This is a genomic window from Streptomyces sp. NPDC087845 (genome assembly GCF_044742755.1).
In the GTDB taxonomy this organism is placed as follows: Bacteria; Actinomycetota; Actinomycetes; order Streptomycetales; family Streptomycetaceae; genus Streptomyces.
Window position 1 is genome coordinate 452852 of record NZ_JBIUVC010000003.1, and the last position, 19674, is coordinate 472525.

15 protein-coding genes and 4 pseudogenes are annotated in these 19674 nt (G+C 67.7%); 6 read left to right on the plus strand and 13 right to left on the minus strand.

The annotated features are described in order from the left end of the window. Positions 1-12 precede the first annotated feature (12 nt). From ACIOMQ_RS11120 to ACIOMQ_RS11145, 6 genes are all read right to left on the minus strand, one after another. A complete protein-coding gene (locus ACIOMQ_RS11120; RefSeq protein WP_402188664.1) occupies positions 13-2133 on the minus strand; it encodes a tyrosine-type recombinase/integrase in 2121 nt (706 codons plus the stop codon). Between the two features lie 3 nt (positions 2134-2136). Beyond that, on the minus strand, positions 2137-2469 hold the full coding sequence (locus tag ACIOMQ_RS11125) for a hypothetical protein (RefSeq protein ID WP_402188666.1): 333 nt from the start codon (positions 2467-2469) through the stop codon (positions 2137-2139). Next, a complete protein-coding gene (locus tag ACIOMQ_RS11130; RefSeq protein ID WP_402188668.1) occupies positions 2462-3664 on the minus strand; it encodes a tyrosine-type recombinase/integrase in 1203 nt (400 codons plus the stop codon). The genes ACIOMQ_RS11125 and ACIOMQ_RS11130 overlap by 8 nt, the downstream gene beginning before the upstream one ends. Next, complete coding sequence (locus tag ACIOMQ_RS11135; protein ID WP_402188670.1) at positions 3661-3819, minus strand: DUF5999 family protein; 159 nt, start codon at positions 3817-3819, stop codon at positions 3661-3663. Before ACIOMQ_RS11135 ends, ACIOMQ_RS11130 begins: the two co-directional genes overlap by 4 nt. A 44-nt stretch (positions 3820-3863) precedes the next feature. Continuing rightward, positions 3864-4061: a DUF6302 family protein gene (locus ACIOMQ_RS11140; protein ID WP_402188672.1), complete on the minus strand. Its 198-nt coding sequence runs from the start codon at positions 4059-4061 to the stop codon at positions 3864-3866. A 265-nt stretch (positions 4062-4326) separates the two neighbouring features. Then, a complete protein-coding gene (locus ACIOMQ_RS11145) occupies positions 4327-4908 on the minus strand; it encodes a hypothetical protein (protein WP_358979604.1) in 582 nt (193 codons plus the stop codon). 317 nt (positions 4909-5225) lie between these two features. Between ACIOMQ_RS11145 and ACIOMQ_RS11150 the strand changes: the two are divergent. The 4 genes and pseudogenes from ACIOMQ_RS11150 to ACIOMQ_RS11165 all read left to right on the plus strand — a co-directional run. Continuing rightward, positions 5226-5444: pseudogene (locus ACIOMQ_RS11150) on the plus strand (helix-turn-helix domain-containing protein); the annotation flags it as partial. Between the two features lie 135 nt (positions 5445-5579). Next, positions 5580-6653 (plus strand): DNA-binding protein, encoded by a 1074-nt coding sequence (locus tag ACIOMQ_RS11155; RefSeq protein WP_402188857.1) that lies wholly within the window; start codon positions 5580-5582, stop codon positions 6651-6653. Positions 6654-6682: 29 nt separating this feature from the next. Then, positions 6683-7869, plus strand: a pseudogene (locus tag ACIOMQ_RS11160) (dihydrofolate reductase family protein). 581 nt (positions 7870-8450) lie between these two features. Next, positions 8451-8696, plus strand: coding sequence for a hypothetical protein (locus ACIOMQ_RS11165; RefSeq protein ID WP_402188674.1), 246 nt, complete (start codon positions 8451-8453; stop codon positions 8694-8696). A gap of 33 nt (positions 8697-8729) precedes the next feature. Here the strand turns inward: ACIOMQ_RS11165 and ACIOMQ_RS11170 are convergent, their stop codons facing one another. Beyond that, positions 8730-9020, minus strand: a complete 291-nt coding sequence (locus ACIOMQ_RS11170) for a transposase (protein WP_093798514.1) — start codon at positions 9018-9020, stop codon at positions 8730-8732. 35 nt (positions 9021-9055) lie between these two features. After that, entirely contained in the window at positions 9056-9472 is a 417-nt protein-coding gene (locus ACIOMQ_RS11175) for a group II intron maturase-specific domain-containing protein (RefSeq protein WP_399332763.1), read from the minus strand. On the opposite strand from ACIOMQ_RS11175, the gene ACIOMQ_RS11180 reads away from it, so the two are divergent. Further along, a complete protein-coding gene (locus tag ACIOMQ_RS11180; RefSeq protein ID WP_402188677.1) occupies positions 9390-14624 on the plus strand; it encodes a sacsin N-terminal ATP-binding-like domain-containing protein in 5235 nt (1744 codons plus the stop codon). The two genes, ACIOMQ_RS11175 and ACIOMQ_RS11180, sit on opposite strands and share 83 nt — an antisense overlap. Before the next feature lie 364 nt (positions 14625-14988). On the opposite strand, the gene ACIOMQ_RS11185 is transcribed toward ACIOMQ_RS11180, so the two are convergent. Continuing rightward, positions 14989-15222, minus strand: a complete 234-nt coding sequence (locus tag ACIOMQ_RS11185) for a helix-turn-helix transcriptional regulator (RefSeq protein WP_402188679.1) — start codon at positions 15220-15222, stop codon at positions 14989-14991. A 418-nt stretch (positions 15223-15640) separates the two neighbouring features. On the opposite strand from ACIOMQ_RS11185, the gene ACIOMQ_RS11190 reads away from it, so the two are divergent. Next, entirely contained in the window at positions 15641-16915 is a 1275-nt protein-coding gene (locus tag ACIOMQ_RS11190; protein WP_362201829.1) for a tyrosine-type recombinase/integrase, read from the plus strand. Between the two features lie 712 nt (positions 16916-17627). Here ACIOMQ_RS11190 and ACIOMQ_RS11195 read toward each other — a convergent pair. The 4 genes and pseudogenes from ACIOMQ_RS11195 to ACIOMQ_RS11210 form a co-directional block, all read right to left on the minus strand. Further along, positions 17628-17765 (minus strand): hypothetical protein, encoded by a 138-nt coding sequence (locus tag ACIOMQ_RS11195; RefSeq protein WP_401263624.1) that lies wholly within the window; start codon positions 17763-17765, stop codon positions 17628-17630. 78 nt (positions 17766-17843) lie between these two features. Then, positions 17844-18145: pseudogene (locus ACIOMQ_RS11200) on the minus strand (transposase); the annotation flags it as partial. 273 nt (positions 18146-18418) lie between these two features. Beyond that, positions 18419-18526, minus strand: a pseudogene (locus ACIOMQ_RS11205) (ATP-binding protein); the annotation flags it as partial. Between the two features lie 18 nt (positions 18527-18544). Continuing rightward, positions 18545-19561: a helix-turn-helix domain-containing protein gene (locus ACIOMQ_RS11210; RefSeq protein ID WP_362201832.1), complete on the minus strand. Its 1017-nt coding sequence runs from the start codon at positions 19559-19561 to the stop codon at positions 18545-18547. Between the last annotated feature and the right edge of the window lie 113 nt (positions 19562-19674).

Here is a 19674-nt window from a genome sequence, read left to right on the forward strand (position 1 = left end):
TCTGGAAGGCGATCACGGGGTCTCCTCGGGGCGGGGACGTGGGATGCCGAGGTCGGTGACGGGCCTCTTGGTCAGGCGGGCGGCTTCGGCTTGCTTGGCGCGAAGGAAGGTCAGGGTCGAGTCGATGCCTTCGACCTCACCCAGCCACTGCTCCTCCTGGGCCCGCTTGCGGCGGAGAAGGAGGTCTTTCTCGATCTCCGCGAGGCGGGGCAGCATCTTGGGGTTGACCTGGAGCATCGGGCAGCGGATGCATGCGTGCTCGTGGTTGCAGGGGGTTCCGTAGGGGCGGGCGCAGTTGCCGAGTTCGACCTTGCGTTTATCGAAGTGCTCCTCGAAGTCGGCCCATTCCTCGCGGGTGACCTCGGTGTACTCGATCTCGGGGCGGAGGGATCGCCGGTGGTTGAGGAACCGCTGGTAGTTGGTGACGATGTCCTCTGCAAAGACCGCGACGTAGCCCTGAAGGGTCTGCAGATTGAGGTGTCCGAGCAGGGCGGCTCCGATGTGGATGGGGAGGCCGCCGTTGACGATTTCGGTGGCGAAGAGCCTTCGGAAGTCGTGGGGCGTGAAGGTCATGTCCGAGAAAGCCCGGTGCGTCTCGGCCAGTTCCTCGCAGCTGCGGGCAAACATGTGGACGAACGTGGTCGGTGAGATCACCGAGCGTTGGGTGCCAGTCTCCCGCTGCATGAGGAAGGGCATGGGCTCTGACCAGGTCCTCTCGTGCGGGTCGTAGCGGTGGAGCAGACGGACGGGCCGACCGTCGGGTGTGAGCCGGCGGATCACCTGGGCAACCGCGTGGAACAGGTCGGCGGACATCGGGATGACGCGCTCGCGCTCGCTCTTGGACGGAGCGATGACCAGGAGCGCGATGACCTCGCCGTTGGGCCGACGGTACTGACGGATGCTCATGTGGGTGAGCTCGCAGAGCTCCTCGACCCGGATGCCGCTGTGCCGCAAGATCTCCAGCCCCGCCCACTCCCAGAAGGCGGTGTCCTCGACCAGGGTGACGTTGAGGGTCTGGCCGTCCTCGTCGATCACGCGGACCGGTGGCTCGTCCTCGCTCTTGGCCCAGGCGTGGTCCCGGTCGCTGTTCGTGCGCCGATAGGAGTGTCCGTCGTGGACTAAGTTCTCGCCGAGCTGGGTTCCGCGGGCGGTCTTGAGCAGGGTTGCGAGATGCTCGTAGCGCCCTTCGACGTGCGCGACCAGGGTGGGCAGCAGCGGCTGGCGGACTCGGATGCGGTCCGCCATGCGCTGGTTGATCTCGCGCTTGCGCTTGGCGAAGCCCTTGAGTTCTCTGGGGCGGATCGGGCGGGGAACGACCCACTGAGCCCAGCGTTCGGGCTCCTCGATCGCCCAGCTGTGCAGGTCGATGTAGAGGGCGCGGACGGCCAGGAGGATGCCGGAGTCATCCGCTCGGGCCCGGCGCTCGTCACGGTCCCAGCGTTTGACGGCCTCGCGCCACTGGGCGTAGACCTCCGGGCTCAGGGCCAGGTCCTGCTGGCCCGGATTGATCTTCTCGATCTTCGCCCAGAACGTGTTCGCCAGCTGACGGGCCAACGCCGTGATCGTGGTGTAGTCGGTCGAGGCCCGGCGGCGGGTCAGGTAGTCGATCAGCAGCTGCCGCACGCCCTGGTGCTGGAGGGGGTAGCGGTCGACGAGCTGGGTGATGGTGAGCTGGCCGCGGTAGACGTAGGCCCGCAGGGTGGGCGGGGTGCCGGGCGGAAAGTGGCCCATCTGGTGAAGCACTTGCCAGGCGCCGAGGCCGGCGAAGCGTGTCGCGCCGGACGAGCTGCTGTGGGTGAGCCCCAGTCGCTTGGATTCCAGACCGTGGTGCAGCAGCGCTGCGGGCGTAAGGTCTTCCAGTGCGATGCCCTGGGTGGTCAGCGCGGCCGTGAGGTCGAATTTCGCGCGCAGGCGGTGCATGTGGTTGAAGCCGAAGGCGTCGGCCGCGGCGAAGTACTTGTCCAGGTAGGGGTCGGACTGCAGTTCGCGGAACCGGTCGGGGTAGTCCAGGAACCTGTTCGCGCGAAACCCAGAGATCGACGGCCGGATCACGCGCAGACAGAAGGCGAGCTTGATGCCCGCGGTCAGATCGGCGCTGAAGACGCGGTCTCCCTCGGGTGCCAGGCTCCGCACCGGTCAGGCGCCCTCACTGTTGAAGCCGCTGGCTTCCCACCGCTCCTGCCAGGTAGTCCCCGGCGTCTTTTCGAGGAATGCGAAGGTCCGCTGGACGGCGTGCCGCCGACGGCCCGGGTTGGGCCGCCCCTTCGTCTCCAGCTCGGCGATGCGGACGATCTCACTCGCCGGAGTCGTGGACAGGTCGCCAAAGGGCCTCGGCGGAGTGCTCGGCACTGGCGCAGGCGCCGCCTTCAACTCCGCGCCTGCGAAACGTGAAACGGGTGCCGGGATGAACGGCCCGTCCTGGTAGTCGACGCGGCGGTTGCGGGCCGTGAAGGTCTGCGTCTCAGCCACCGAACACCACCTTGAAGTCGTCCGGGTCGTAGCCCGGCGCGATGCTCGGCCCGACCCGTGGCCGTTGGTAGTGGGCCTGAAGGGCATCGAAGAGGTCCTCGACCCCGGCATGCAGATAGCGGCCGGTGGTGGCCAGGTCGGCGTGCCGCAGGGTCGCACGGACCTCTACGAGGGTTAGGTTGGGGTCGTTCGCCATCCGCTCGGCCGCGGTGTGGCGCAGATCGTGAAGGCTCCAGTTCGTCCTGAGCTTGTCGTTGGCGCGCTGGATCACCCGGCGCATCGCCCAGTAGGTCAGCGGCCCGTCGGGGCCGCGGCGAGTACGGAAGACCGGCTCGTGCGGGGCGGGCATGCCCATCGCGTCGAGATAGCCGGCCAGCACCACCAGGGACTGCGGGCTTGCAGGGACGGGCTCGCGCAGCCTCGTGCCCTTGGAGACGACGTAGACGATCTGGCCCGACCAGTCGATGTCGGCCGGGGTCACCCCCAGCAGTTCCGAGGCGCGGGCACCACTGGCGACATAGAGCAGCACCGCGGCGCGGTCGCGGTCATGGTTCATGGCCTCGAAGAACTCGTCCCACATCGCGTCGGGCATCGCCCGCGGCTCGGTGTCCGGGACGCGCTGACGCAGCCGTGCCCGGCGGAAGACCGGCATGGCCTCCATCGGACCGCGATGAGCCAGGGCCCGGCGGCGTGCCTCCGAGACCGGCACCGGGTTCATCAACGGGCCGCGGCCCAGGTCTCGGTGGAAGTCATAGAAGCTGCTGACAACGGTCAGGGCATGGTTGATCGTGGATGGCGCGTACCCGGCCCTCAGGTACCGCTTGCCGGTGCGCGGATTGACTGACCCCGGCTCCGGCGCATCCGTCCGGGTACGGCGGCGCTGCGGATTCGGCGCGGCACGAAGCCATCCCACTATCACTGCCACCTCCCCTTCCGTTGCCTTGTCCCAGGACACGTTCAGCAGCCACAGAAACCGAAACCAACGCAGCAGATCGTTGGCGTAACTGCGGCCGGTGGCCGGGCTGTTGTCGTTCAGAGCGAGATCCCGCAGGTACGGCACGACGGACACGACCGGCTCGCTGTCCGGGCCGAGTACGGCGTACGGAGGGTGCTGGGTCTCCAGCTCGACGACGGAGCCGATACGGGGCAAGAGGGTTCGCCCCTCCATCAGCTCGTTGCGCAGATGCGACGTCACACAGAACTCCCTGGGCAGTTGGACATCGCAGTGCCCAACGACCTCAAGAAGGTGCAGTTAACACACCAGCCCTGCTCAGGGCGGTGCGCGACGGGTCGCGCGGCCTCCCTGTCGGGAGCCATGGCCGTGGGGCACGGCGGGTTGTGCGCACACATGGTGCTCGTCCTCTCGGGTGGGAAGTTGGGCCCTCTTCGGCCAGCTACGGTGCCGTGGGGGAACACGGTTCGGGCACGGCCGAAGAGGGGGACTTGTGGCACCACCCCATGAAGGCCGCTATGGCTGCTTCGCTGTAGCCGTAGAAGCGCCCCAGGGTGGTGGCAGTGCGGTCGCCCTCGAGCGTGAGTGGTCTCTCTCCCCCCACTCGACAACGAAGCAGGGATCCGGGTGAGACGACCACTGCACGCGCAGGTCTCTTTGATCGCGGTCATGCCGCGCCCTGCGGGTCACCTGCAGGCACGATGCAAAGGTCGAGTCCCACCCCACGGAGCGGCAGGAAATGTGTCGCCTGGTTGGTGTATCCCTCGAACGTCAAAACGGCCCTCCGATCAGGCGGATTGGTAGACGGTGACGAGCACTGCGAACACGGTGACGACGAGGAGAACCTGAGCGCTGGCCTGTCTCCAGCCCCAGCCCTTCGCATCCATCCACCGCAACGGTCGCCTTCAAGTCGGACCGGACAGCTCCTCGGGGATCACGAGGTGAATGAATGCCTGGTACCGCTCACCCAGTTCCTTGATCACAGCGCGATACTCGTCGTCATCGGAGCTGATGTTGTGCCGGTCGAGGACGATCACGCCGTCCGCGAAGCCGCCTCGGATCAGTCGCTCGACCTCCCCCCAGCCAGGGCGCTTCCAGGGCGGCGTGTAGACGCCACAGCCGGCACCCGAGCCGGGGAGGCACGTCGTGGTCACGGGAACGGCTACGTCGTGAAACCTCGCTCCCATTGCATAGCCACGCTGCTCAGCCTCGGTCTGGAGGGTGTTCCAGTCCTCATCCGGCCTGGCACTCCTGCTGAGCACCAAGCTGTACGCCAACACCCGGAGACGGCGATCACCGGAGCGGCGGTCGCACCTTTCGGTCGCCTCGCGACGGAACTGCTGACGGAGCCGGACGAGCTCGCCGCTGCGCGCCGGACGCTCCAGCGGGGCGGGTTTGCGGTGCCACTCCTGGGTTCGAGCAGTGTCGGTGTCCGTTCGGTCCCGGGATCCCATCAGGCTGATCCGTGGACTGGAGACGGCGATCATGTCGCCCAGGCTTCTACGTGTCTTCATGGTCGCCTTCCCCTAGATCGCGCTCCGCCCGCGCAGGGCTCATCCGACGGTTGCGCAATGCGTTCGGTCCGACCGACCACTACGTTCGCCACTGACGTGAATCAGGTCCGTGCCAGGCGCCGTTCGGATACCGTGTGATCAGCTCGTACCGACGATGAAAGCGGTACGGAACCCCGGTGGGCAGGCCCTAGATGGAGCCTCACACGCTGGCTCCGCAGGCCCCATGGAGAGCCGCCCCTGTCGCTGACATCGACCGCGGGTGAACGAAAGTCCACGGTGGAGGAGGAAGCGTGGGGCAGCAGCCGAACGAGCTGACTCCGGACGCCGGCCCATGGCACCGCTGGGGTTACGAGCTACGCCAGTTCCGCGAGGCCCGTCAGCTGTCGCAGCAGGCTCTGGCTCGCCGGGCGTTGATCGACCGTTCACATCTCGGGCGCTTCGAGCGCGCTGAACGTCCCGTCCCGAAACATGCGGCCATCACTCTCGACGACATCCTCGATGCCGCCGGTGCATTGGTTCGTGGCTGGGACAGCGCGGAGCGCGAGGCCCCCCAGGATTGCTCTGTCCCGGTGTCCAGAGCCGAGACAGCGACTCATGGGGCCAGTACACGGGGTCATGGGGCCAGCGCCCCGGAGACCCTGGCCATGAACGCGGTCGTGCGGGCAGGCTCGCTTGGAGACGACACGGACACGGTCGTCGTCCCCGCCCGCATCCACGGAAGGATCCTCTTCGTGCCCGTGCCCCGCCGCGTTGTTCTCGCATCAGGGATCGCCGGGCTGGCTGCGACAGCCATGCCGGCCGCGACGCCGGCGGCTGCCACCGAACTCGCCGACATGGGGTCTCCCTTCGAGCACTTCGCGCAACTCCGCCGGGTCATGTTCCAGACCGACAACCTCATCGGCCCCCGGCACGTGTTGCCCGCCCTGCAACAACACCTCGTCTCCCTTGCCACAAGACGTCGATCCGCTCGTGGCACCGACGCCATCGAGCTTCTCGCCTTGGAGACGCGATACGAAGAGCTGGCAGGCTGGTTCGCCCAGGACATCGGCGACGAGCGCACCGCCCACGGCCACACCGCGAAGGCACTGGACGCTTCCCACATCACCGGCGACACCGATCTCACCGCGTACATCCTCAGCCGTAAGGCACAGCTGGCTGTCGACACCGGTCATCCTGCCGACGCTCTCGGCCTCGCCGCAGCCGCCCGACGCACCGCCCGACCCGGGAGCCGCCTCGAAGTCATCGCCGTTCTGCACGAGGCCCACGCGCGTGCCGTACTCGGTGAAGGCAGCGAAGCCCACAGGGCTTACGACACCGCGCTTGCTCTTCTCGGGCGGGCGGGCTCCGACGGTGTCTGGGGTTCCTGGCTCGATGCGGCGTACATCAGCACCGCCCGAGCTCGCTCCCTCTCCGCACTCGGCGAGTATGAGCAGGCCGCGGCAGGCTTCGACAGCGCCCTCGCAGTGCTCCCGTCCGCATATCGCCGGGACCGCGGTGTCTACCTCGCTCGCGCTGCACGTGCCCATGCGGGCACAGGCAACGTGACCCTCGCTGCCCGAATCGGTGGGCAGGCCGTCGGGATCGCCGCCGAGACCGGATCTGCCCGCATCTTCGGACAGCTCGACCGGCTCGACCAGGCACTGGCCCCCGCAACCGGCGAGGACGGCGTCGCCGAGTTCCGCGCCTCACTCGACCGCATCGTTCTGCATCCCGCCTGACCCACCCGCGCACACCGCCTGGAGATACCTTGCCCCGCCCGTACGTCCTGCTGTCCGCAGCTGTATCGATCGACGGCCACCTCGACACCCGCCCGGGCGAGGACCGGCTCCTGCTCTCCAACAAGCAGGACTTCGAGCGCGTCGACTCCGTACGAGCCGGTGTCGACGCGATCCTTGTCGGCGCTGGCACACTCCGCGCCGACAACCCCCGCCTCCTCGTCAACTCGGCGGAACGCAGGGCGTCCCGGGTCGCCGCCGGTGAGCCCGAATACCCGCTGAAGGTCACCATCACCGGCACGGGCAACCTCGATCCCGGCTGGAAGTTCTGGCACCACGGCGGAGACAAGCTCGTCCTCGCCGTGGGCCACGAGGCCACCGCGAAGGCTCGCGCCAACCTCGGTGACCTGGCTACCGTTCAGAGCGTCCCCGCCGAGGCCGTATGGCCGGCCGCGCTCGACATCCTCGGCGACGAGTACGCCGTCAGACGGCTCATGGTCGAGGGTGGCGGAACCGTTCACACACAGCTCCTCGAAGCAGCTCTAGCCGACGAGCTCCAACTCGTCATTGCCCCGCTCCTGGTCGGTCAGCCCGATGCAGTGCGCATGCTCGGCCCAGCGAGCTATCCCGGCGGGCCCGCCGCCCGCCTCCGACTTCTCGAGACCCGCCAGATCGGCGACGTGGTACTCCTGAGGTACGCCCCCAAGGAGACCTCAACGGAGTCCCGATGAGCACCACCCCTTCAGCCGGCGCCCCCGGCACCGGCCGCGAGCCCAACACCGCAGACCGCAACTGGCTCGCCCTCGCCTGTGAGCTGGCCGCCCTCTGCCCACCTTCGGAGACCGCTTTCAGCGTGGGGGCAGTCATCGTCGCGGCCGACGGGACCGAACTCGCCCGCGGCTACTCCCGCGAGAGCGACCCCCACGACCACGCAGAGGAAGGAGCCCTCGCCAAGCTCCCCGCCGAGGACGCCCGGCTCGCCACCGCCACGATCTACAGCTCTCTTGAGCCCTGCGCCAGGCGGGCATCCCGACCTTACCCCTGCGCCCAGCTCATCCGCGACGTGGGCCTCCGCCGCGTCGTCACCGCCTGGAACGAGCCCGACACCTTCGTCGCCGACGCCGAAGGCGTCGAGACCCTTAAAAACGCCGGCATCACGGTCGTCGCACTGCCTGAGTACGCGAGCGCAGCACAGGCTCCTAATCTGCACCTGCTCTGACAACTCAAGGCTGGACCCCCTTGATCGTCACCGGGAACCTCATCGTGTGGGAAGACGGGCCCGAGCAGCGTTCCGGCGGGCAGCTCGACATGGAGTACATGCTCGGCATACCGACCAGGGCCGCAACGCCAAGACACGTCGCACCGTTCGGCGGGCACGAAAAGACGTCATCCAAGTAGTCCGTGGCATTGCTCACCGGCTGCACAAGCCGCCTAAAGCGCTGCCAATAGCACCACCCGGAAGCAAAGCGCGATTTATACCGCTGAGCGGCCAGCCCTGAGCTAGTGCTGTTCGAACAGCGAACGGGTTGCTCCCACTGAGCAAGGCTGAACAACAACGGGGGCCGAAGCACCACGGGTCGCGAGACCAGCAGTTGTTACGCCCACCAGGCGCAGCCTCCGACCCGCTCGATCTGCGACAAGAGCCTCACCACCCTGACCTCCCATCCTGCTGGCACCCCTTCGGCGCTCCCACCCGGCGGCAGTCGTGAAGACGACCGCCAGCAACCGTGCACGGCCCATCCTGACTGGTGCACTGAGGCCGGTATTCACGACGCACACCGCGGAGCCAGGCATGTCGTCATGGGCAACGACGGCCGTGAACCTCTCGACGCGCGTCTGCTGGACTTCTCCGGTTCGCAGCCGGCCATCGGTCTGGGCGAAACGGATACGGACGCGGCCGAGGCCCGCGCGAAGGCTAAGGACTTCCGCAAGTTCGCCGACGACCTTGAGACCCTCGCGGACATGATGGACGCCACCACCAGCAGCGACCGGGACGTTGCCTCCTGCCCCGGCGGCGTCTCCTTCTGCACGGGGGACTCAGACTGATCGCCCCGGCCACGACGGCCGGGTCCGCCACAGCTACTTCACCCACAGGACCATGCAGCGTTTGAGGACATCACGCTCCATGACCAGCTCCTTGTTGTCCTTCTTCAACTGCGCGTTCTCCCGCCGCAGCCGCGCCATCTCCGCATCCACCTCGGCCGGCTTGCCCTTCTCGGCCCGCTTGGCCCGCGAGACCCAGCTCGCCAGCGTCGTCTCGTTGATCCCCAGGTCATCGGCCACCTCGCCGATCGGCTTCCCGGTCTCGGTCACGATGCGTACAGCCCTCTCACGAAACTCAGGCTTGAACACCCGACGCTTCTCCGCCATGACTCTCAACTTCCCCTGCAGTCAAGGACTCCACACTATGAGGGGAGACTCAGGTCACAGAATCCCTTCAACTGGCTGCTGGGGATGCCGTGTTTGCGGCGGAGCCAGATCGCGACGCGGTGCCACGCATGGTGATCGACCGCGTTGAAGGTCCGCTTCGCCGCGCCGTGGCGGAAGTAGGTCGCCCACCCTGTCAGTGTCCGGTTCAGGCCCTCCAGGAGGCTCGATGCAGGCCTTCGACGCGCTGATAAGATCACTTGTCTGTTGTATCGGGGGTGCGGCATGGCGGGGGCTGAACGTATGCGGGTTGCGGCCACGCGGTCTCGCAGGTCGGCTACCTGGCGTAGGACAGTCACGGACCGTGCGCTCATGGAAGCCCGTGGCTGCCTGCGAGACTGGCAGGACGGCCGGCAGTCCGCCCGGGAACTCAAAGCCATCGCCGAGACGATCATCGCCCCTGAGTATCAGGGGCGCGTACTGATCGAGTTGTTGCAGAATGCCCACGACGCGCATCCCGCACGTACTCTCGACGGGCGCGTCGAGATTCTCCTCGACGAAGACGAGGGCGAGCACGGCACCCTATATGTGGCCAACGGGGGCAGGCCCTTGGGCACGCGGGACTTCACCGCCTTGTGCAGCATTGGCCTCTCCGGCAAGCGCCCCGACGAAGGCATCGGGCACAAGGGCGTCGGCTTCAAGAGCGTCCTCCAGCTCACCGAGGCACCCGAGCTGTACAGCGTCTCCCGGGCCGGATCCAAGACCTTCGATGGCTTCTGCTTTCGTTTCGCCCTGCCTGGCGACTTCATCTGGCTGGCCCGCCAGGTCGACCCCGACCGGGAGGACCTGGCCGCGCACCTGGAGGACAACCTCTTCCGGCTCAAGGTGCCGATCCCCCTGGACGAGGTGCCGCTGGCCGCCCAGCGCTTCGGGCGGCGGGGCTTCGTCACCGTCGTCCGACTCCCGCTGCGTTCGCCGGAGGCGGCCAAGACCGCCCGGGCGCAGCTCGATGAACTGATGGACGATGCGGCCCCCTTCGAACTCTTCCTAGACCGTCTGGAACGGGTGACCCTCGGCCGCAGGGCGGCAGGCAAGACCCAGCGCAAGAGCTACGACCGCTCGGTTCGCCAGCTCTACCGCTACCAGGGGATCACCGTTCAGGAGGTCGTCCTGCGCCGGGGGATGCGCCTGATCCTGGTGCGGGCCAAGGTCGATGAGCAGCTGGCCCGGACGGCCATCGCGGCCTCCGTCGACGAGGGGGCCCTGCGCCCCGACTGGGCGGTGTGGGAGAAGAAGGCCGAGGTCAGTGTGGCCGTACCGGTCGGCGATCCGCTGGACCGAGGCCGCTTGTATACGTTCCTCCCCATGGGGCATCAGATCGCCTCGCCGCTCAACGGCTTTGTCAACGCGCCGTTCTTCGCCGAACTGAACCGGCGGTCCTTCAACGAGGCCATGCCCTGGAACGACCTTCTCCTGGACACCCTTGCGACGGCCTGTGCCCGTGCCGTCCTACTCGCCGGCGAGGGGCGCCTGCAGCTTCCGGCGGAGGCGTTGGCCGACCTGATGTGCTGGAACAGCAGCGGGTTGGACCGGCTGGAAGAGGCGTTCGACGCCCTTGGCCAGAACCTGGACCACGTCGAGTTCATGCCCGTGCTCGCCCCGGTCGGCGTGCGAACCTCCTTCCGGTACGGATTCCTGTGGACGTGCCAGGACACCGCCAGGGTGTTCACCCCGGACTCCGTCGCCGCCACCGGGGTGATGCATCTCGTCGACCCCGGGCTCCACTCCGGCCGGCTGCGCCGCCTCTCCGCGCTGGCCGACGTCCGCGGGCTCTCTCTCGCCCCGGAGCCGGCGCGGGTCGCCCGGTGGGCCGAAAGGCTGGCGAAGCAGACCCTGAAGAACCTCTTCGACCCCGGCTGGTGGGCCGACTTCTACTACGACCTGTCCGTCTGTTTCCCCAACGGCTCGGCCCTGAAGGGCAAAAAGATCATCCTCAGCTCCGCGATGACCCTCGCGGCCGCCGGCGGCGAGGGTGTCTTCCTGGAACGAGGCGCCGACGTCGCGTCCGGACTCCCGGCCCTGCCGACGGGACTGGCGGACCACGTCTCCTTCGTGCACGAGTCGGTCGACTGGTCGGGAAAGCGCGCCAAGCGCCGGGCCATGGGGCGGCGTTGGCTGCAATCGGAGCGTCTGGTCCAGGAGTACGGTTCCGACGCCGTGTTCCGTGTGGTCACGGCGGCCACCGGGGCGAACGGCCAGGACGAGGGCGTACGGCTCCAGTGCCTTCGGTACCTCTGCTCGGTGGCGACCGCACTGGAGCGGGCCGGGCGCAGGGTGCCCACCCTGCAGAACCTGCACGTACCGACCCGTGGTGGCTGGCTGGTCGCCGTCCAGGCCATGTTCGGGACCGGCTGGCCCGGGGACCACCGTTCCATCGACGAGACCCTGACCCGCTTCCTCGACGGTGTAACGGGCATTCCCGTGTTGGCGACGACCGCCGGCCGGCTCGTGCGGACGCCCGAGGAGATCTGCGGGGACACGGAGCTGCCGCCCCAGACCATGCTGCGGTTCCTGGAGCGCCAAGGCGTGCGCCACGGGCTACGGCCCCGCTACGAGGTGTTCTCGGGCGGCGTCCGGGGGGAGGTGCTCAACACGCCCCGATGGTTCGCCGGCATGTGGCATAAGGACGCGGGCGTCGATTTCCTGGAGCAATGGCGCGCCACCGCCGCACGCTGGCCCAATCTGCGGTCCGTCGCCCACGCCACCGTCCAATACCATCCGTATCGCAAGGCGCTGCCCGTACTCCCCGGCCAGTACGACTACGCCAAGTTCGACGAGCAGAGCCGTCGCCTGTACGCGGAACTCATCACGCACGGCCTTGCGACCTGGCCGGACAGCGATCTGGAGACGAGGTTCGTCCGTCCCGTGTCGGACGGACACGGCACTCCATGGCCGACACCCGTATCCGCCTTCCTCACCCAAGCGCCGTGGATCCCCCAGATGCCGGCTCAGGGAGACGGGATCACCTTCGCCCCGGCCTCGACGGCGTGGTGGTGGCATTCCCAGGAGACGCCGCCGGAGTACCTCACCGTGGTTCCCCCCACGCTGCGTCGACGGCATTCCCCCGCGATGCCCGACAGGCTGCGCCTGCTGGGCATCCGCGCCTGGGACGATCCGCGGACCGCGGCCGACCGGATCCGTCACCTGCCCGCCCTCGTGGAGGAGCGTGGTCACCTTCGCCAAGGGGTGCACCGGTACGCCATGAGCCGTGCGTACGAGCAGGCGTGGTCTGAGGTACTCTCCGCACCGGACGGAACCTCGGCCTCTCGCCTCGCGCATCCGCTGGACGTCCTGCTCGTCGCGCGGGCCGGTGTTCTGGAGGCCCTGCGCGGTGAGCCGCAGGTCGAGACCGTCTACGTACCCGATCCACAAGGGGCACAGAACGGGAAGCTCCTCGAACGTGTCCCGGTTCCCCTCCTTCCGATCGAGGACAGGTCTCTCGGCCTACGGATCCACCGGTATCTGGAGGCGCGAGCGGTATTCACCGTTCGCCGGGCGAGCGAGGCCGAGACCGACATCCGCGTGGGAGCCCTGCTCCTCGACCAGGCGTCCCGCGCATCGCTGCTGGCCTACGCCGGGCCGTGGCTGCGCACGTTCGTCGCGGCGGCGGTGGACCTCGACGAGGAGCGAGCCTCGCGCCCTGACCCCGTTCCGCTGCCGGAGGTGCTCCGGCGCTTGCAGGCTTGCGAGTTCACCGTGGCCCGGGAGGCCGTCGTCTGGGTCGCGGGACACCGCGTCGAGGAGTCCGCCGCGGACGGCTCGCTGCTGCATCAGGACCCCGAGCGGCCCTGCCTGGTCGTCCTGCACACGGGAGAGCCCACCAAGTGGCGGCTGCTGCGGAACGCGGCGACCGGGCTGGCCAGTCTGGTCGGCGCGCCCTACCTGGCCAAGGGGTTGCGCGCGGCGCTCATGGAACTGCAGGAAAGCTGCCCGCAGACGGAGGAGATCGATGACGAGCGGATCGCGGCCGCGCTCGACGTGCCCCTGCGCAGGCTGGAGCTCGTCCTGGCGGACCGCGCCTCCCAGCGCTCTGGCAGCGCCCTGCTCGTCCCGCTACTCGCCTGCGTCGACCTCGACCTCGCGGAGGAGCTGCAGCGTTGCCTGGAGAGCTTCCACGACCGTTCGGAACTGCGTGACTGGCTGACGGGCCGGCTCGATCCCGACCGTGCGGAGCTGTTGCTGGGGTTGCTCGACGATGACGACCGGCAGCGACAGCTGAGCGAGCTTTCGATCCCGCTGGCCGACGCCAACCAGGCATGGCGAACGCTGGGGCTGCCCATGCTCGACAACCAGGCTCGCCACCGACAGCAGTTCGAGGCATGGCTGCAACGGAACCGGGCGGCTCTCGCCGAGCGAGTCCGTGACGCGCACGCGGGCGTGTACCGGTCGGGTCGCTCCCTTGCCGGGTACCTCCGCCTGCGCGCCCTATCAGGACTCGAGCCGGACCCCGGATGGCACACGACCTTGTGGAACCTGTCGTCCGAGCTGCTCCAGGTCCACGCGGACGCCTGGGCTGCGGCCCGGCTTCCGGCCCCTCCCCGCCGCCGGATCGTCCTGCGCCCCCTGGCGGAGGTCCGCGAGGCGTCCATCGGTGCAGTCCACCGGTCGCTGCCGAGGCTGCGCGGCCTCATCGACGAGTGGACGCGGCGCGAGGGCTCCGCGTCGGTGCCCTCCCTGCCGGGTGCCGCCGACCTCGTCCAGGAACTGGACGAGGAGGGTCTACTCGACTTCGAGGCCCTCACCTCGCCGGTGCTCGTCGACTGGCTGAACGGCCACGGCTACTGGCCACAGGGGATGCCGGCGACGGACCGACGAGCCGAGCTGGGACTTGACAAGCCCCACGTGCCGCTTCCCGGGCAGCGTTCCGGGCCCGGAACGACCTCGGGGTCCGGCTCAGCTGCGGGGGGACCGGGGCCGCACGTCATGCTGAACGGCAGGCCCCTGCCGACCCGTCCGGACGAACTGAGAGAACTTGCCCGGGCGGTCGCCGGCGACCTGACGGCTGAGCAACTCGCCACCCCCGCCCAGCCCACAGGAGCCCTCCCCCCGGTCGTGCCAAGGCCCCGCAAGACACCGGGGTCAGGTGGCAAATCCGGGGGCTACCGTGCCCCAGCCACCGATCAGGACAAGACCACGGCCATCGGTCTCGCCGGTGAAGCGGTCGTGGGCGCCTGGCTGAGGGAGCGGTTCGGGGTTCCCGAGGAGACCTCCTGGAAGTCCGGCCTGCGTTCCCACGTCATCGCCGGCGGCCAGGGGGACGACAGGCTGGGATACGACTTCCGCATCCATGACGGGGAGCGGACGTATCTGTACGAGGTCAAGGCATCGGTCGGCAGCAGTGGCGAGATCATCCTTGGCGACTCCGAGGTGGAACGGGCCTCTCACCTGGGCCCGGATGAGACGTACATCATCGTGTACGTCTCTGATGTCCTGGACCGCACTCGCCGCCGAATCACCCCTCTGCCTAATCCCTTCGGCGCCCCGGGCCTGGCTGGTTACGAGCTCGTCAGCACGAGGATGCGGCTCCGCTTCGCCCTCCCGCAGTAGTGCTCAATTGAACTCAGGCGGCGCGGGGATTCCGGTAGGTCTCGATGACGAGCGCTGCAACCCGCTGCGCCCGGCTCCCACAGGCCGCGCCCTGAGGCCAGAGGAAACATGATTACCCCAGGCCGGAGGCGTCCTCCGCGCCCCCGCGCCAGGGATTTTTCAGGGACTTTCAGTGTTGTCCGAGGGACTTCCGAGGGACTTTTCACCGCCTAACGCGGCAAGCCCCCGAAAGACCAGAAAGGGCCTCCGACGCAGGTCGGAGGCCCTTTCCAAGGCAAAGCCGCAGGTGGCGTCAGGCGAGTCGGGCTGTACGCCGGGTTCTGTCGCCCGACCAAGGACAAGGGCACCAGCCAATCTTGGCCGATCAGGTCGCGCGATTCACCACTTGAGCTTCCAGCCATGCCTCTACCTCCGGCCAGCGGTAGCGCAAATAGCGTCCGACCTTGTGGGCTCGCGGCCCCTGGCGTCGGTGATTCCATATATAGACCGTGTTCAGCGGTACGCCCAGGAATTCAGCCAACTCCTCCGCGCTCATCAAGGGACAGCGGTCCCCCGCGCCGCCAGCGGCTTCTTCCGCGCGGGCAGTGGTTCGACGCATGGGCACTCCAGAACGGTTCGAAGTAGGCAGGAAAGAACCACGTGAGCGATATTCCGCCGTGGTGGTGCACCGAACGTTTGCATTAGATTCCGGCCGGACCAAACAGAGGGCCCTTCGACGAAATGCCTACGACTCTTGCGAAGCCTCGAAGGACACAAGTGAATCTTCGCTGAGGATTCGGCGAGCCCTCGTCGAACCCTCAGCGAGCATTCGCCTAGGTGAAATCTTCTCTACCACTCTGCACCCTTTGTCGCGAAGACCCCAAGAATGCATTTGACATCTTCAGCTCGCTTGGATCAACATCCAATTCACTCAGGGCGCGATGAACGGGCAGACAATCTCGCCGTCGATGACGGCCCTGATTAGAAAGAGTCCACAAATAGACCCAAAGGGCCGTTGGAAACTAGGAGTTGAGTCGATGCCGTACGACCGCTGGCACAAGTCGCGCCCGAAAGACGGGGAGTCGACCTGCAAGGAACACGGCAAAGTCCCGACGCGGGATCACGGGACGGGGAAGCGGTGGCAGGCCCGATGGCGCAACCGGGAAGATGTCCAGCAGACGGAGCTGTTCCGCACCGAGGTCGAAGCCCGCAGGCACGAGACCAAGATGCGGTCCGGAGTGGACGACGGTTCATATATCAACCCTCGCGCCGGAGAGGTCAGGGTCGGCGAACTCGCCCTTACGTGGCTCAAGGGGCACGAACACAAGAATCCGCGCACATACCGACGCCACAGGGAGCGGGTTCACCTACACATCGCTCCTACCGCAGTTGGGAAGATGCGCGTAAAGGACGTGAACGCGTCGTCTTTGCTGGACTGGCTGCACGACCGTCTTCGGCTGCTCGAAAGTTCCACACTGCGCCTGGTCTTCGACAATCTCCGGGCTGTCTTTGACCTGGCCGTGGACGACAGCCTGATACACAAAAATCCATGCCTCGCCAAATCGGTGCAGGACGCCAAGCCGAAGCGAGGAGGTGGCGGCCGCGCAGAGCTGACCCTGACATGGGAGGACACCGAGAAAATCCGTGCCGAACTTCCCGACCGCTACAAGGCACTCGTCGACTGCGGTCGCGGCCTGGGCCTTCGTCAAGGAGAAATATTCGGCCTGTCACCAGAAGACATCGACTGGGCGCATCCGGACGGCGCCATGGTGCACGTGCAACGGCAAGTAGTCCACGACGGCTCGTTCCTGGCATACGCCCTCCCCAAGGGCGGAGACGACGAGGACCCGAAGGACCGGTGGGTCGAACTGACCGACGACGTGGCCATCCCCCTGCGCGAGCACATGGAGAAGTACCCTCCCGTCGAGGTGACCCGACCGTGGGGCAGCAAAGGCGGCGACCCGGTCACGGTGCGGCTGATCTTCTACACCCGGGAGAAGACCGCCATTCAGTCGAATTGGTTCAACTCCTACCGCTGGAAGCCCGCCCTGGCGTCGGCCGGCCTCATCAAGCCCCTCGAGCCCGACGCGAAGGGACGACGCTGGGAGAAGTCCCGCGACGTGATGATGCACGCGCTCCGACACCTGTACGCATCGATGATGATCAACGGCGGGGTAGACGTGTACACGCTCGCGGACCGCCTCGGACACGCCGATCCCGCGTTTACCCTGCGTAAATACGTGCACCGGGTTGTGGGAGCCGGTTCCAAGGTCCGCATCGCGGTCCGGAGCGCCTACACCAGGGCCGCGTGACTCCTGCTCCGTTCGGCTTGTGCAACAACCGTGCAAGATGATCTTCGCGAGGTGTCATCTACGCAGGTCAGAAGCTTTGTCCATGAGTTCCGCGACATCTGATCGACGAAAGCCGCCGCCCCCTTCCTGACCAGGCATAACGCGGGTTCGGAAGGGGGCGGCGGCATCTCTGGGACTTCTCTGGGACTTTGCGCCCGAGCGGGGGCTGCTGCGAGCTGCGGTCCGGCCTCGGCGCTGTCCGGGCCGACGCCACGTGAAGATCGCGTCGATGGCGGCGGTGCCTCGCGCGCCCGCACGGGGCAGGAAGTGGGAGTACTTCCGCAAGGTGAATCCAGGATCGGAGTGGCCCAGCCAGCGTGCCAGTGAGACAACCACCTACGCAGCACACAAGGGCGATGGCGGCAACGTCCTTGCCGCCATCGACTTCCTGAACTGGCTCGACACCCAGCACCTGAGCCTCCACCAGCTCCAGCAGCGGCATCTGGACACCTGGGCGATCGACCGGCCAACCCTGCGCTCCCGTTCCATTCCCTTACCGCTCGTACGCCCAAGGCCTGCACCACCTGCTCGACCGCGGGGAACTTTCGAAACCGGAGAAAACCGCGCTGTTCGGCGGCACCGCGCGCCGGGTCACGGGATGGGCGGGCACGCCCCCCGATGCCGGCTCAGCCGTCGCCACTGGAGCATGCTGACCACGGCCAGCCGCCAATCGCTACTCTTTCCATGACAGTTCGAAGGCTCGCAGGATGTTGCGTTCGCGGGTGCGGTCGAGGATCGCGAAGACGATCTCGTCGAAGTGAGCCGCGAACCGGCCGCCGCCCGCACGGTGGCCGTGCAAGACCGCGGCCACCCGCACCGGATCGTTTCTGGAACACCCCGCAGCCCCACGCCCCGAGCACCAGACGCCGCTGGGCAGTTTTCGTCTGGATCACCGGGAGGACCAGAGGAAGATGCCCGCGATGTGGAGTCCGGCCAGGTAGACGGTGGCGGTCTTCTCGTAGCGGGTGGCGATGCCGCGCCACTGCTTCAGACGGTTGATGCACCGCTCGACGGTGTTGCGCTGCTTGTAGGTCTCGCGGTCGAAGGCCGGTAGCCGGCTGCCCCGTCGCAGTCGGTGCCCACGCCGGTCAGCGGGGACGAGGATCACTGCCCGGATTCCGCGCTGCGCAGGTGATCGCGGATCGCACGAGATGAGTACGCCTCATGGGAAGCGAAGCTCGGCGGGAGCCGACCTTCGGAGGCGCGAGCCGAGTCTTTGAATACGCCCGGGCTTGGGAGTCCTGTTGACAAGACGGGGCCGGCTCGCGCTCAGCAGCGTGGGATGTTTTGTCACCGCTGACGTGACCGGGCCGGGTGCGGGGCTGCTCGCCCTGCGGGCGAATACTGCAACTCTCGGATACCGACACTCCACCAGTGCGCCTGTCTCACCCCGGCCGAGACCAGGCAGCGGCATCAGCACACCCTCGCGGCGTAGAAATCGAGTGCCCAAGATCACGGGGAAACTTCACCGAAGACCTCTCCCCAGCGGCCCGACGGTTTGTTGCTGGTCACGATCACGGACGCGCGTTCATAGCGGCCGGAGATCAGCTGGAAGAACAGGTTCGCTGCTTCATGACAGCCACCCCTCTCTCACGGCAGCCACCCCCGCCGCGCCGCCTGCCACACCAACTGCGTCCGCGTCGCGGCGCCGGCGCGCTGCATCAGCACCTGGATCCGGCGCTGCACCGTGCGCTGGCTGACTCGTAGCTGCGAGGCGATCGCCTTGTCCGCGACCCCGGCGACGACCAGGGACAGCAGATACCGCTCGTCGTCGGCGACGTTCGCACCGGGCCGCGGACTGCCGCCGAAGTCGGCCAGCTCACCGGAGTCCGTGACGTGCAGCGGCGACGCCGCCGCCCACTGGCTCTCGAACAGCGCGATCAGCGCGTCGAGCAGGCTGCTGCCGTGTACCACCGCGGCCGTCGGCTCACCCAGCGAACCACCCGAACCGCCGTGCATCAGCGGGCAGATGGCGATCGAACCGTCCGCGATCACCATCCGCACCGGCAGCGTCCCGGTGGCCCGCGCCTGCTCACCCGCGCGGATGCTCCGGGCAACGTTGTCGACCATGCCGGGCTCCTCCAGCAGCGCGCGCTCGTAGATAGCCTCGTACCGCACCCCACGGGCGAGCAGCTCCCACTCCTCGTCGTTCTCCGCCGCAGGCATGGCCACATGGCCGGCCTTGCAGAGCCACCGCATCTCACTGGCCCCGTACGCCATATGACGCAGCCGCTGCCGGATCACACTCGCCCCCGTGATCACCTCGACCAGTTGCCCTGCGTCATACCGCCGCCCCCCGGCCCGGTACTCCTCGGTGAGCTGCTCCACCCCCCGCCGCGCCGACTCCAGCGCCTCATGCCCACGCAGCAGCAGCGGACGCAGCGCGGCATCGGGCGCCACCGGCACATAGCGCACCGCGCCCCCCGCCGGCGAAACGGCCACCCGCCCCACCAGCCCCTTGTCGTGGAGCGAGGCCAACAGCCTGTGTGTCTGCGCCACGTCGAGCCCCAGCTGCTCAGCGATCACCGCGGCATCAGCCTCACGCACCCCGACGAGGAAGCGGTACACCCGCTCCTCCCCCGCCCCGATCCCCGCGGCCTCCAGCATGTGTCCGCCTCCCACGACGCCCCCACCCCAACCGATGTACCACCCACCGGACACAGCGTGATCTAACCACACCCGCACACCGGAACGTTGTCCGCGTTATCACGCACGCCGAC